14 protein-coding genes are annotated in these 13,914 nt (G+C 64.5%); 9 read left to right on the top strand and 5 right to left on the bottom strand.

Translation table 11 applies throughout. The annotated features are described in order from the left end of the window. Window positions 1–2 precede the first annotated feature (2 nt). From ACVOLO_RS03895 to ACVOLO_RS03855, 9 genes are all read left to right on the top strand, one after another. On the top strand, window positions 3–986 hold the full coding sequence (locus tag ACVOLO_RS03895) for a PhoH family protein (protein WP_481568968.1): 984 nt from the start codon (window positions 3–5) through the stop codon (window positions 984–986). A 38-nt stretch (window positions 987–1,024) separates the two neighbouring features. Next, complete coding sequence (locus ACVOLO_RS03890) at window positions 1,025–1,324, top strand: hypothetical protein (protein ID WP_481568967.1); 300 nt, start codon at window positions 1,025–1,027, stop codon at window positions 1,322–1,324. Next, entirely contained in the window at window positions 1,309–1,899 is a 591-nt protein-coding gene (locus ACVOLO_RS03885; protein ID WP_481568966.1) for a hypothetical protein, read from the top strand. Before ACVOLO_RS03890 ends, ACVOLO_RS03885 begins: the two co-directional genes overlap by 16 nt. A gap of 56 nt (window positions 1,900–1,955) precedes the next feature. Then, a complete protein-coding gene (gene ybeY, locus ACVOLO_RS03880) occupies window positions 1,956–2,441 on the top strand; it encodes an rRNA maturation RNase YbeY (RefSeq protein WP_481568965.1) in 486 nt (161 codons plus the stop codon). A 103-nt stretch (window positions 2,442–2,544) separates the two neighbouring features. Beyond that, complete coding sequence (locus tag ACVOLO_RS03875; RefSeq protein ID WP_481568964.1) at window positions 2,545–3,231, top strand: hypothetical protein; 687 nt, start codon at window positions 2,545–2,547, stop codon at window positions 3,229–3,231. 48 nt (window positions 3,232–3,279) lie between these two features. Continuing rightward, window positions 3,280–3,882, top strand: coding sequence for a hypothetical protein (locus ACVOLO_RS03870; RefSeq protein ID WP_481568963.1), 603 nt, complete (start codon window positions 3,280–3,282; stop codon window positions 3,880–3,882). Between the two features lie 71 nt (window positions 3,883–3,953). Then, the gene (locus tag ACVOLO_RS03865) at window positions 3,954–4,832 is read left to right on the top strand and encodes an HlyC/CorC family transporter (RefSeq protein WP_481568962.1); all 879 of its coding nucleotides are present in this window, start codon (window positions 3,954–3,956) and stop codon (window positions 4,830–4,832) included. A gap of 68 nt (window positions 4,833–4,900) precedes the next feature. Further along, window positions 4,901–6,058, top strand: coding sequence for a lipoprotein N-acyltransferase Lnb domain-containing protein (locus ACVOLO_RS03860; protein ID WP_481569033.1), 1,158 nt, complete (start codon window positions 4,901–4,903; stop codon window positions 6,056–6,058). 15 nt (window positions 6,059–6,073) lie between these two features. Next, window positions 6,074–7,081, top strand: a complete 1,008-nt coding sequence (locus ACVOLO_RS03855; RefSeq protein WP_481568961.1) for a magnesium and cobalt transport protein CorA — start codon at window positions 6,074–6,076, stop codon at window positions 7,079–7,081. Window positions 7,082–7,472: 391 nt separating this feature from the next. Here ACVOLO_RS03855 and ACVOLO_RS03850 read toward each other — a convergent pair whose 3' ends face one another. The 5 genes from ACVOLO_RS03850 to ACVOLO_RS03830 form a co-directional block, all read right to left on the bottom strand. After that, the gene (locus ACVOLO_RS03850; protein ID WP_481568960.1) at window positions 7,473–8,840 is read right to left on the bottom strand and encodes an NAD-dependent succinate-semialdehyde dehydrogenase; all 1,368 of its coding nucleotides are present in this window, start codon (window positions 8,838–8,840) and stop codon (window positions 7,473–7,475) included. A 186-nt stretch (window positions 8,841–9,026) separates the two neighbouring features. Continuing rightward, window positions 9,027–9,872 (bottom strand): ABC transporter permease subunit, encoded by an 846-nt coding sequence (locus ACVOLO_RS03845; RefSeq protein ID WP_481568959.1) that lies wholly within the window; start codon window positions 9,870–9,872, stop codon window positions 9,027–9,029. After that, window positions 9,869–10,795 (bottom strand): ABC transporter permease subunit, encoded by a 927-nt coding sequence (locus ACVOLO_RS03840; protein WP_481568958.1) that lies wholly within the window; start codon window positions 10,793–10,795, stop codon window positions 9,869–9,871. Before ACVOLO_RS03840 ends, ACVOLO_RS03845 begins: the two co-directional genes overlap by 4 nt. Continuing rightward, entirely contained in the window at window positions 10,792–11,934 is a 1,143-nt protein-coding gene (locus ACVOLO_RS03835) for an ABC transporter ATP-binding protein (RefSeq protein ID WP_481568957.1), read from the bottom strand. The genes ACVOLO_RS03840 and ACVOLO_RS03835 overlap by 4 nt, the downstream gene beginning before the upstream one ends. Before the next feature lie 528 nt (window positions 11,935–12,462). Next, window positions 12,463–13,587 carry a polyamine ABC transporter substrate-binding protein gene (locus ACVOLO_RS03830; protein ID WP_481568956.1) on the bottom strand — a complete coding sequence of 375 codons (1,125 nt, stop codon included), beginning with the start codon at window positions 13,585–13,587 and terminating at the stop codon, window positions 12,463–12,465. Window positions 13,588–13,914: the final 327 nt, after the last annotated feature.

Genomic DNA, 13,914 nt, shown 5'->3' with positions numbered 1-13,914 from the left:
GCATGACTGCAATCACTCACCGCGATTTCACCCTCGACCCCATCGACAACGAACGCCTGGCCAACCTGGCCGGGCCGTTTGACGAACACCTGCGCCAGATCGAGCTCAAGCTGGGCGTGGAGATCGCCAACCGCGGGCATGTGTTCCGGGTCAGCGGACCGGGCAGGACCGCCGCCGAGGCCGAAAAGCTGCTGAAGGCGCTGTATTCGGAAGCTGCCGACGCCGTGTTCGATAACCACGGCATCCACCTGCGGCTGAGCCAGGCCAATGTCGAGCAGGTGGTCGATCACGCCTACGAAGCCCAGGAAATCGCGATCAAGGTCAAGCGCGGCACGGTGCGTGGCCGTGGCGCCAACCAGGCCAAGTACCTGCACCAGATTGCCACCCATGACATCAATTTCGGCATCGGCCCGGCCGGTACCGGCAAGACCTTCCTGGCCGTGGCGATGGCAGTGGAAGCCTTGAACGAATCCCGCGTGCAGCGCCTGATTCTGGTGCGCCCGGCGGTGGAGGCCGGCGAGAAGCTCGGCTTCCTGCCCGGCGACCTGACCCAGAAGGTCGACCCCTACCTGCGCCCGCTGTACGACGCCCTGTACGAAATGATGGGCGTGGAAAAGGTCGCCAAGCTGCTGGAAAAGAACGTCATCGAAATCGCGCCACTGGCCTACATGCGCGGGCGCACGCTCAACGATGCCTTCGTGATCCTGGACGAGGCACAGAACACCACCATCGAACAGATGAAGATGTTCCTGACCCGCCTGGGCTTCGGCTCCACGGCCGTGGTGACCGGCGACCTGACCCAGACCGACCTGCCCAAGCACGTCAAATCCGGCCTGCGCGACGCCATCGAGGTGCTGCGTGATGTCGACGGCGTGAGCTTCACCTTCTTCGAAGCCCGCGACGTGGTCCGCCACCCGCTGGTGGCGCGCATCGTCAACGCCTACGACCGGCGCGACCTGCAGCAGGTCAAACCCGGCGCCGAGTAAGGCTTACACTCCCGGCACCCGCCCGCACAGGAGGTGCCATGCTCCGGCCATATCTGCCGCTGTCTCTTGCCGCATTGGTGCTGGCGACGAGCGTTCCTGCCGTCGCCGCGAAGAAAGCCCCGGCTGCGGAAGCACGCCCGTACATCGAAACCAGCTACCTGATCGCACCGAAACAGGTGGGCGATTTCGAGCTGGAGGCCGCCAACTACGACGCCAACCAGAAGTACTCCGGCGCGGGCTTTCGCTATGCGCTCAAGGGCACCAGGAAATCCGCTTCGATGTCTACGTCTACCCTGCCGGACGCCTGGATCCGGCATCTGCCGTGGCCGACGGCATGAAGGGCTTCCGTTACGACATCAGCCAGGCCGTCGAACATAACATCTACACGCAGCTGCAGGAACTGCACGACAGTCCGTTCCCGTTGTCTGCCGCAGCATCCAACGACAGCGTCCCGGCCAACGACACCGATGCCGCCGTGCTGAAGGCCATTGCCGATGCCGAGCGGATCGACGGGTACAAGCTGCAGATGCGCTTCAATCTGCAACCCCGCGACTGGCCCATGTATTCCAGCGGCTATCTTTTCTACAAGCAGCTTTACTACTTCAAGCTGCGCGCCTCCGCCGCACAGGAGCGCATCGATCAGGAAGCGTTTGACCGTCTGACCGACCTTGCCGCGCGCACTTTGATCCCCGCCCTGCAGGTGGCCAACGTGGGTGAATGCGCTGACGCCACCCTCCATCTGAACGTGGGCGACACACCCAAGCAGGCTGCGGTGGAGCTGGTCCGGCAAAGCCGGCAGCACCAGAACCAGAACTGCCATGCATCGGCTGAGCAGGCCGGCATCGCGCAATGGCGTACAACGGCCGACGTTGTCGAAATCAGCTACAGCGCCGACGAATGGAAGTCGCGGTAAAGCGCCTTGCGCGCGATACTGTGCCCTTCTGTATGCCTGAACTGCTGGAACCTGCCATGACCAAGGGCCCCACCCGTCTTGATGTAGCCGTGAGCTACGCCCTTCCCCGTGCCGGCCTGCCGGCGGCGGTGAGCTTCCGCAAATGGGTGGCCGCCGCGCTCAAGGGGCGCATCCGCGAGGCCGACTTGGCCATCCGCGTGGTCGATGCCAAGGAGGGCCAGTCGCTCAACCGCCATTACCGCGGCAAGGACTACGCCACCAATGTGCTCAGCTTTCCGGCCGAACTGCCCGAAGGCCTGCCCAAGGGCGTGAAGTTCCCGCTGCTGGGCGACCTGGTGATCTGCGCGCCAGTGGTTGAACGCGAGGCCGAAGAACAGGCCAAGACGCTCAACGCCCATTACGCCCACCTCACCGTGCATGGCGTGCTGCACCTGCTGGGCTGGGACCACGAGGACGACAAGGAAGCCGAGGCGATGGAGCAGCTGGAACGCGAAATCCTGGCTGAGCTGGGCATCGCCGACCCTTACGCGGGCGAGCGTTGAGTTCCACTCTGTTTTTGCCGGCAACATGCTGCCGGCGCGCTGCATAACGGGAGCACGGCCAAAGCCTGCTAGAGTCGTCCGCCAGCAAGGACAGGAACAGACCATGCAGTCAAACGCCTTTCCAAAGCGGACGCTGTACCTTCTGGCATTCGTCCTGCTCGCACTGGTGAGCGCCGGCCTTCTTTCCCCTGCTCCGCCCGGTTTCACCCTGGGCGCTGCAATCGCCCTGGGCGGCATCGCAGTGCTGGCAGTCGCGCTGATGCCCCCGGTCCGCGACGCACTGAAAAAGCGGCTCGACACGCCGCGCGGCGAGGTCGTCTGCATCACTGCAACCGTGGTGTTCCTCATTGCCCTGGCTACCTGCGTCACGGTGTGGTGGCTGCTGGCTTCGCACGCTGCACAACTGCATCGCCCGGCAACGACGGGCACGCATATGGCCGTGCTCATGGGCTCAGGGTTCGCCATGCTGCTCACCGGCCCCATCGCCTGGCGCTGGCTTGCATTCCGGTTGCTCTCGCGTCCGGTTTCCTCGCTTGGTTTCTTCCACACCTCGTCCAGCGCCATGCGCCTGCTGATCGTACTCAGCCTGGCGTTCCTGCTGCTCGCACCCCGGCTGCACGAAGCCATGCAGCCCTGGATCGAACACCCTTCCCTGCGTTGGCTGGAGAGCTTGCTGGCACTGGTGCACTGGGGTTTGGCGGCCGTGGTTGTACTGGCGTTCCTGTCCGGCCTGAGCCAACTGCTGCAACGCTGCTTCAGCACGCGGCAGAATCCGCACTCCCCGCGCTGAGCCTGACACTGGCCGTTATCATTGGCGGCCACATCCCACCCACGCTGATTGCCTGTGCGCCCGACTTCTCTCCTGCCCCTGTTGTTCGCCCTCGGTGGCACCGCCCAGGCCCAGGACATCGACCTGGCCGCACTGATGGAGTGCCGGCAGAGCGTCAGCGAGTTCGCCGCGCTGGCGCCGATTGCCGCAGACCCGCTCAAGGCCGTTTCCCTGGGCTGGCGGCCACTGCCACAGGGCAACCTGTTCATGAACGAGTACATGCTGAACACGCCGGTCACCGTGTTCGGACGCCGCGCCGAGCACATCGCCATGGCCGGCGGCACCATCGTTGCCCTGTTCGACATGCCCGACCCACGGCCGCTGGCCAAGGAGCTGGAACTGGAAGTCGGCTACGACGCACCGGAAAAGTTCATGGCCGGGCGCGAGCTGGTCAGCCGCGATGTCATTGATGCCAGAACCGGCGAGGCGCTGATCGAGTCGGTGATCCTGAGCGTGTCCAACGTCAAATCACACCCGGGCAAGACCCTGGCCGGCTGCACCTACAGCCTAGACCAGCCGGCCGAAGGCGAAGCCCCGCCCAACCCGGCCACCGCCCCGGCGCAGGAGCCCGCCGGGGGCCCCACGACCAGCGACGACACGCCGGCCGGTTGAACGGATGGCGGCAAACATCCTGCTAGACTTCACGGCACCGCCCGGCTCGCCGGGTGCCGTCAAACCAAGAGATGTCTGAAGACGACAGTAGTACCTCGCCGGAAAACGGCGAGAAGAAACGCAGCTGGCTGGAGCGCCTGAGTTCGGCGTTCTCCAGCGAACCCCACACCCGCGACGAGCTGGTGACGATCCTGCAGACCGCACAGCAGGATGGCCTCATCGCCGCCGACACCCTGCGCATGATGGAAGGCGCCATTTCGGTGGCCGAGTTGACCGTCGGCGACGTGATGGTGCCGCGCTCGCACATGGTGTCGCTGCAGGTGGAATCCCCCTTCCTGGAACTGATGAAGCAGGTGGTCGAATCCGGCCATTCGCGCTTCCCGGTGCATGGCGAGAACAAGGATGACGTGCTCGGCATCCTGCTGGCCAAGGACCTGCTGCGCGGCGTGGTGGCCGACAACACCCATGCCACCATCCGCGAGCTGTTGCGTCCGGCGGTGCTGATCCCCGAGTCCAAGAAGCTCAACGTGCTGCTCAAGGAGTTCCGGCTCTCGCGCAACCACATGGCCATTGTGGTGGACGAATACGGCGGCGTTGCCGGCGTGGTCACCATCGAGGACGTACTGGAGCAGATCGTCGGCGACATCGACGACGAGCACGACGAGACCGAGGACCACACCGCGCAGATCGCCATCCTGGCCGATGGCCGCTACGTGGTGGACGCACTGACCACCATCGGCGATTTCAACGAGCGTTTTGGCGCTGATTTCTCCGATGACGACTACGACACCATCGGCGGTCTGGTCACCGAGGCCATTGGCCACCTGCCGGAAAACGGCGACGAGCTGACGCTGGACCGCTTCGTGTTCCGCGTGGCACGTGCCGACGCGCGCCGCGTGCAGGCCTTCCACGTCACCGTGCTCCCCCCTGAAAGCCAGGACGACGCTTGATCACCTTCCGGTTGCCGCGGTGGCTGCTGCCCGCGTTCGCATTGCTGTTTCTGCTGCTGAACGCCGGCATGGCGGCCGCACAATCCCTCCCCGCCGATGCGCAGGCCCCCGCGCCGCGCATCGGCGTGGTGACGATGCAACCGGGCGAGGTGTTCTTCGAGCGCTTCGGCCACGATGCGCTGGTGGTGGCCGACCCGCTGACGGGCCAGGCCACCTCCTACAACTTTGGCTTCTTTGATCCGTCCGAGCCGGATTTCATCGGCAACTTCGTGCGCGGGCGGATGATGTACTACCTGGTGGCGCTGCCACTGGAGCAGGACCTGGCCCAGTACAGCGACGCCGGCCGTGGTGCCAGCATCCAGTGGCTGGACCTGCCGCAAGCACAGGCGCGTGCGCTGGCCGACGGCCTGGCCGAGCGGGCCAAGCCGGAGAACGCGCGTTACCGCTACGACTACTTCACCGCCAACTGCGCCACGATGGTGCGCGACGCGCTGGACCAGGCCATGGGCGGCGGCCTGCAGTCACAACTGGCCGGCCGCTCACGCGGCAATACCTACCGCAGTGAATCGGTGCGCCTGGCCTCCCCCTCGCCGTGGATGTGGCTGGGTTTTGACCTTGGCCTTGGCCCCAATGCCGACCAGCCGCTGTCGCGCTGGGAAGAAGCCTTCGTGCCGATGCGCCTGGCCGACAGCCTGCGTGAAGCACGCAACAGCGAAGGTCGGCCGCTGGTACAGGCCGAACAGGTGATGCTGCCGCAGCGGTTGGCGCCGGAACCCAGGGAACAGCTGCGCCGCTGGTGGCCCTGGCTGCTGGTCGGCCTGGCGGTTGCCGCTGCGCTCATCGCCGCGCGCCGTCGTCCACGGCTGATCGCCGCGTTCGCATTGCCGTTCTGGCTGTTCTGCGGCGTCGCCGGGGCCTTGCTCGCCTATCTGTGGGGCTTCAGCGAGCACCACGCCGCCTGGGCCAACCGCAACCTGCTGCTGCTCAACCCACTGGCGCTGCTGCTCATTCCCGGCGCCTGGACCTTGCTGCGCGGGCGTTCGCCACGGCGCTGGTTCAACGCCGTGCTGTGGCTGGTGACCGTCCTGGCAGCAGTCTCCCTGCCGGTGCACTGGCTGTCGCTGCAGGCACAGTTCAATACGCAGTGGATCGTGTTGCTGCTGCCCATCCATCTGGCATTGGCGGTGGTATTGGCAAAGCGTAGCTTGGCGGCCCGGCCGCGCTGAGGCACGATGCCGGGCATGGAATCCACTACGTCATCCCTGCCCCGCAACCCCGCCTGTGTCATCAGCTGCACCTGGTACGACGAAGACGGCAAGCCCCGCGCACTGGACCTGGACAGCATCAGCGACATGCTGCAGAGCGGTGCCAAGGGTTTCGCCTGGGTCGGCCTGTACGAGCCAGGCGACGACGTCCTGGACAAGGTGCAGGAAGAATTTGATCTGCATCCGCTGGCGATCGAGGACACACGCAAGGCACACCAGCGGCCCAAGATCGAAACCTACGGCAACTCGTTGTTCGTGGTCGTGCATACCGCACAGGTAGTGGACGAGCGCATCCGCTACGGCGAAACCCATGCCTTCCTCGGCCCACGCTTTCTGCTGACCGTGCGCCATGGCGCGTCGCTGTCCTACGCGCCGGTGCGTGCCCGGCTGGAGCAGGAGCCGGAGTTGCTGGCCATGGGCCCGTCGTTCTGCCTGTACTCCATCCTTGATTCGGTGGTGGACAACTACTCGCCCATCACCGACAGCTTCCGCGACACGCTGGACACGCTGGAAAAAGACATCTTTGCCGACACCTACAAGCGCCGCACGGTCATCCGCCTGTACGAGCTCAAGCGCGAGCTCAACAAGATGCGGCTGGCGGTGGCACCGTTGCAGGATGCACTGGCACAACTGCAGCGCAGCCAGGCGCAGTTGATCAGCGAGGAAGTGCGGCTGTACCTGCGCGACGTGCAGGACCACGCCGCACGCGTCAACGACGCCATCGACACCCTGCGCGAAATGCTGGGCACCGCACTGAGCGTGAACCTGTCGCTGGTAACGCTGGCGCAGGGCGAGACGGTCAAACAGCTCGGCGCATGGGCCGCATTGTTGGCCGCGCCGACCTTGGTCACCAGCTGGTACGGCATGAACTTCGCGCACATGCCCGAACTGGCCGGCCGCTTTGCGTATCCGCTGTTGATGCTTGGCGTCGGCGCGGTATGCGTGGTGCTGTACCGCCTGTTCAAGCGCTCAGGCTGGCTGTAGGAGCGGCTTCAGCCGCGAAGCTGGGAATGTTTCGGCGTGGCCGCCTGCAATCTGCAATTGCAGGTGTTCAGTTGCCGGCAACAGCCTTAGCTTCGCGACCAAGGTCGCTCCTACCGCTGCAAATGCCCGGCTGGTTGCAGGAGCGGCTTCAGCCGCGAAGCTGGGAATGTTTCGGCGTGGCCGCCTGCAATCTGCAATTGCAGGTGTTCCGTTGCCGGCAACGACGCCGGCTTCGCGACCAAGGTCGCTCCTACGGCTGCAAATGCCCGGCTGGTTGTAGGAGCGGCTTCAGCCGCGAAGCTGATGGGCTGGCGGCGATGGTAAAACCAACCCCTCCTCAACCCTCCCCTTCGCCTGCGGCGAAAGGGAGGGCGCAGAAACCCTTCCAGCGTCAGGCCACGTAGATGGTCTTGATGTTCATGAACTCATGGATGCCGTGCTCGGCCAGTTCGCGGCCGAAGCCGGAACGCTTGGTGCCGCCGAAGGGCAGACGCGCGTCGCTCTTGACCACCGCGTTGACGAAGGCCGCGCCACATTGCAGCTGGGCGGCAACGCGCTCACCACGTTCGGCAACGCGGCTCCACACACTGCCGCCGAGGCCGAAACTGGTGTCGTTGGCCACGCGTACGGCTTCGGCTTCGTCTTTCACCCGCAGAATCGCCGCCACCGGCCCGAACAATTCCTGCTCGTAAGCCGGCATGCCCGGCATGACGTGATCGAGAATGGAGGCCGGATAACCGGCATTGCTCCCGACAATCGGTTCGCAACCCAGCAACACCCTGGCGCCCTTGGTGATGCTGTCCTGTACCTGTCGATGCAGTTCATCGCGCAGGTCAGCGCGCGCCATCGGCGCCAGCGTGCTGGCATCGTCCTGCGGATCGCCGTACACGCGCGCCTTGGCCGCCTCGACAAAGCGCTGCACGAAGGCATCGGCAATGGACTCCACCAGCACAAAGCGCTTGGCGGCGATGCAGGTCTGGCCGGCATTGTCGAAGCGTGATTTCACCGCTGCGGCAACGGCCAGCTCAAGATCGGCATCCTCCAGCACCACGAAGGCATCGCTGCCGCCCAGTTCCATCACGCACTTCTTCAACTGGTCGCCGGCATTGGCGGCGATGGAACGCCCTGCCCGCTCGCTGCCGGTCAGGGTGACCGCTTTGACCCTGCGGTCACGCAGCACCTCGGCGGCCTGGTCGTTGTCGATATGCAGCACGTCGAACACGCCGTCCGGAATACCTGCAGCCGCCGCCACTTCACGCAGCAAATCAGCACAACCGGGGACGTTACTGGCGTGCTTGAGCAGTGCCACATTGCCCGCCATCAGCCCCGGCGCGAGGAAACGAATCACCTGCCAGAGTGGGAAATTCCACGGCATCACCGCCAACACGCAGCCAATGGGCTGGTAGACCACGTAACTGCGCTGCGCCTCGGTGGCGATCAGCTGCGGCTTGAGGTAGCCGGCGGCGTGCTCGGCGTAGTACTCGCAGGCAGCGGCACTCTTTTCGATCTCAGCCAGGGCTTCACGCCGCAGCTTGCCCATCTCGGCGGTCATGGTCCGCTGGATGTCATCGCGCCGTTCGCGCAGGCCCGCCGCCATCTTGCGCAGATGATTGCCGCGCTGCTCCAGTGACAAGGCCGACCATGCCGGGAAGGCGGCTTCGGCTGCGGCCAGGCGCTGCTCGACAGCCGCCGCGCTCATCAGCTCGACCGTGCGCACGGCCTGGCCATTGAAAGGATTGATTGTCTGGTACGACGCCATGGAATCACCTGCATTCAACGAATGCAGGAATGGTAGCGCCGCGAATGTTGCGCGCAGGTAAACCGCGCCACACGCTTCTGTAGCGCCGAGCCATGCTCGGCTGGAGCCTTACCGGGAAAGCCCTGCCGAGCATGGCTCGGCACGACCGAATCGATCTTCCGCGAGCACCGGCCACACCAGCGGCGCTCACCCGTTCTCCTGCAGGGCCAGCTGCATGTCGCGCTGCCGGCGCTTCTCCGAGCGCGCGGATATCCACCAGCCGATCACCGCCACCAGCGACACCGCCAGCACCATCAGCGTTGCCAGTGCGTTGATCTTCGGGCTCACGCCCATGCGCACCGAGGCAAATATCTTCATCGGCAAGGTGGTCGAGCTGGGCCCGGCGACGAAGCTGGCAATCACCACGTCATCCAGCGACAAGGTGAAGGCCAGCAACCAGCCGGACACCAGCGCCGGGAAGATGATCGGCAAGGTGATCAGGAAGAACACCTTGAGCCGGTTTGCACCCAGGTCCATGGCCGCCTCTTCCAGCGAGCGGTCCAGTTCCTGCAGGCGCGAGGACACCACCACCGTCACGAAGGAAATGGTGAAGGTGACGTGCGCGATCCAGATCGCCACAACGCCCTTGGACGGCAGGCCGAACAGGCCGCCCATCGACACCAGCATCAGCAGGATCGACAGGCCGATGATCACCTCCGGCATCACCAGCGGCGCCGTCACCAGCGCACCAAAAAGGGTTTTGCTGGGGAAGCGCTTGAAGCGGGTCATCGCCATCGCCGCCATGGTGCCGATCACCATCGCAGCAGTGGCTGTCCAGAACGCGATCTTGATGCTGATCCACGCCGCCTGCAGCAACTGGCGGTCGCGGAACAGTTCGCCGTACCACTGCGTGGAGAAGCCCGCCCACACTGTCGCCAACCGCGAGGAGTTGAACGAGTACACCATCAGCAACAGGATCGGCAGGTACAGGAAGGCGAAGCCGAGCAGCAGCACGCCCCAACCCAACCAGGAACTACGCCGGGGCATGCTCATGCCAGCTTCCCTTCCAGCTCACGCTGCTGGGAACGGTTGAAGATGATGATCGGCACCAGCAGCAACAGCAGCATCACGATCGCCACCGCCGAAGCCAGCGGCCAGTCACGGTTGTTGAAGAACTCGCCCCACAGCACGCGGCCGATCATCAAGGTGTCCGGGCCGCCGAGCATTTCCGGGATCACGAACTCGCCCACCGCCGGAATCATCACCAGCATGCAGCCGGCAATGATGCCGCTGCGCGACAGCGGCAAGGTGATCTTGAGGAAGGCCTGCCACGGCCGCGCGCCCAGGTCGTAAGCGGCTTCCAGCAGGCGGTTGTCGAGTTTGACCAGGTTGGCGTACAGCGGCAGCACCATGAACGGCAGGTAGCAGTAGACAATGCCGACATAGGCCGCGAACGGGGTGTAGAGCATGCGCAGCGGCTGCTCGATCAGCCCCAGGTCCATCAGCGTGCGGTTGATCAGGCCATTGCTGTCGAGGATGCCGATCCACGCATAGACGCGGATCAGGAACGAGGTCCACGACGGCAGCACCACCAGCATCATCGCGATGTTCCGCGCCGACGGCGACATGCGCGAAATCACATAGGCCATCGGGTAGCCGATCAACAGCGTCAGCAAGGTCGAGATGACCGCGATCTTGATCGAGCTCAGGTAGGCGACCACGTACTGGCTGTCGGTGAACAGCGCCGCGTAGTTGCCCAGGTTGAGGTTCACCGAAAACGCGTTGTCCACGTACGCGACGATGGACGTATACGGCGGCATCGCCACGGCCATCTTCGAGAACGAGATCTTCAGCACGATCAGGAACGGGATGGCGAAGAACAGCAGCAGCCACAGGTAGGGCACGCCGATCACGCCGGCGCGGGTCCCCGGCAGCCAGCGCCGCCAACCGCCTGTGTTGGGGGCGGTCGCGCTCATGAGGTCAGCACCACGCCGTCGTTGTCGTCCCAGGACACCCAGACTTCATCGTTCCAGGTGATGCCGTCGCTATCCCAGCGCTTCATGTTGGCGAAGTTGGAGAGGATCTTGGCGCCGCTGGGCAGGCGCACGTGGTAGACCGAATGGCTGCCGAAGTAGGCAATGTCCTCGACCACGCCGAAGGCCTTGTTGGTGTCGCCTTCCGGCTCTTCCTTGGCGATGTGCACCTTCTCCGGACGCAGCGCGAACGCCACCGGCTGGCCTTCGTAGCCGGTGATGCCGTGGCCGACGTAGATCGGCGCCGGAAAGTCGGCAGTGCGCACGGTGACGTATTCGGGCAGATCTTCGTCGATCACACCCTCGAACAGGTTGACCGAGCCGATGAACCCGGCCACGAAACGGTTGGCCGGCTGCTCGTAGATGTCGTCGGGCTTGCCGATCTGCTGGATCCAGCCCTGGTCCATCACCGCGATGCGGGTGGCCATGGTCATGGCTTCTTCCTGGTCATGGGTGACCATGACGCAGGTGACGCCCAACTGCTCGATGATGTTGACCAGCTCCAGCTGCATCTTCGAGCGCAGCTTCTTGTCCAGCGCGCCCATCGGCTCATCCAGCAGCAGCAGCTTGGGCCCCTTGGCCAGCGAACGCGCCAGCGCCACACGCTGCTGCTGGCCGCCGGACAATTGATGCGGTTTACGCTTGCCCAGCTTCTGCAGTTGCACCAGTTCCAGCATCTCGCCGACGCGACGGGTGATCGCATCCTTCGCCATGCCGTCCTGCTTCAGGCCGAAGGCGATGTTCTGCTCCACCGTCATGTGCGGGAACAGCGCATAGGACTGGAACATCATGTTGATCGGCCGCTCGTACGGCGGCAGCGCGGTGATCGGCTGGCCGTCGAGCAGGATCGTCCCTTTGGTGGGCGTCTCGAAGCCGGCCAGGCAACGCAGCAAGGTGGATTTGCCGCTGCCCGAGCCACCCAGCAGGGCAAAAATCTCGCCCTTGCGTACATCCAGGTTGACGTCATCGACGGCGACGAAGCCATCGAACTCCTTGCGCAGATCGCGGATGGACAGATAGCCGGGCTCGCTGTTCAGGGCGATGGCATCGGTCCTGGTGTCTGGCTTGGCTTCAACGGGCATGCAGGGCTCCGGGAGCAGGCGGTAGGAAAACTGGCGTAGTGTAGCCCCCGAGTTTTGCAGACGACACCGCCGGATATGGCGGTTGACCATGCCGGGACAGTAACCACCGCGCGCGGGACGCGGGGTGAAGGCAGATGTCCCTGCCTGCCAGGCCTGAAACAAGAAAGCCCCCTTGTTGAGCAAGGAGGCCCGGCGCATGGCGGTGATCTCATAGCCCCTCTCCTGCGAAGCGGGAGAGGGGTTGGGGTGAGGGGCGCCTCAGACGTCCACCAGCCGTGACGATGAAGAACGCGTCGCCACGCGCGGTGGAGGCGAACCGTTGAGGGCTTCCCCTCATCCGCCCTCCGCGCACCTTCTCCCGCGTCGCGGGAGAAGGGAGCTGTCAAGCATGGCTTTGCTCTGAATGCCCTTCTCCCGCCAGCGGGAGAAGGGAGTCGTCGAGCATGGCTTTGCTCTGAAGCCCCTCTCCTGCGAAGCGGGAGAGGGGTTGGGGTGAGGGCTGCTTTTGAGCAACAGCCCCGCAACCCATCAACGGCCCGTCTTCACCTCGGTCCACAGACGGGTGTACAGCTTGTCCGTCTCCGGGGTGTTGATCGCATAGGTGAACATCTTGGCCGACGTTTCAGCGGACGGGTAGATGGTCTTGTCGTCACGGATGGCCGCATCCACCAGCGGGGTCGCCGGTGTCACCGGGTTGGCGTAGTGGGTCACGTTGGTGTTGTTGGCGGCCACCTGCGGCTCCAGCAGGTAGTTGATGAACGCATAGGCGTTCTCCGGGTGCTTGGCATCCTTCGGAATGGCCAGCATGTCAAACCACTGCGGGGCGCCTTCCTTCGGGATCGAATAGGCCACTTCCACGCCGTTCTTGGCTTCCTCGGCGCGGTCGCGGGCCTGGATGATGTCACCCGACCAGCCCACCACCAGGCAGGTGCTGCCATTGGCCAGCGAACCCACGTACTGCGAGGAGTGGAAGTTCTGCACATACGGGCGGATCGACTTGAGCAGATCGGCGGCCTTCTGCAGCACGGCCGGGTCGCCGCTGTGCGGGTCTTCGCCCAGGTAATGCAGTGCAATCGGAATCATGTCGGCCGGGGTGTCCAGAATGGTCACGCCGCAGTCCTTCATCTTGGCGATGTTTTCCGGCTTGAACACCAGGTCCCAGCTGTTGGCGATATCGGTGCTGCCACCAAAACGCTCCTTGAGCTTGGCCACGTTGTAGCCGATGCCGGTGGTGCCGATCATGTACGGCACGCCGTACTTGTTCTCCGGGTCCTGCCCGGCAATACGCGCCATCACCGCCGGGTCCAGGTTGGCCAGGTTCGGGATCTTGCTCTTGTCCAGCGGCAGGAACACACCGGCCTGGATCTGACGGCCGAAGAAGTTCAGCGTCGGCACCACGATGTCGTAACCACTGTTGCCGGTCAGCAGCTTGGTCTCGACCATTTCATCGCTGTCGAACACGTCGTAGGTGACCTTGATGCTGGTCGCCTTCTCGAAGTTCGGGATGGTGTCTTCGGCGATGTAGTCCGAGTAGTTGTAGACGTTGAGGACCTTGGCCTCGCCGCCTTCGGGCGTCTTGCCACCCTCGTCCTTGCCGCCACAGGCAGCAAGCAGGGAAATGGCGATGCCGGCGGTCAGGATGCGCAGATTCATGGGTTCTCCAGTGGGATGCGGGAGCGATGTGGGGGAACCGGCGAGGCCGGCGGGTGGCGTATTGTCCCATCTGCGGAAGGCATCGCGCCAATCGATGCCCCGTAGGAGCGCCTTCAGGCGCGAAACCAGCGTATTGGGCGGCGTGGTGAAGCTGGCATGCGGATGGTTTGCCGGCTTCGCGCCTGAAGGCGCTCCTACGGGTTTGACCTGTCTGTAGGAGCGCCCTTGGGCGCGAGGCCAGCAGTGGTACCGGCTGTATGGCGCTGGCGGGGGTCATCGGCTTCGCGCCCAAGGGCGCTCCTGCCGATATCCCGGACATTTCGGCGC

This window comes from Stenotrophomonas sp. STEN056 (assembly GCF_056759635.1).
This window is presented reverse-complemented; position numbering and strand designations above follow the sequence as displayed.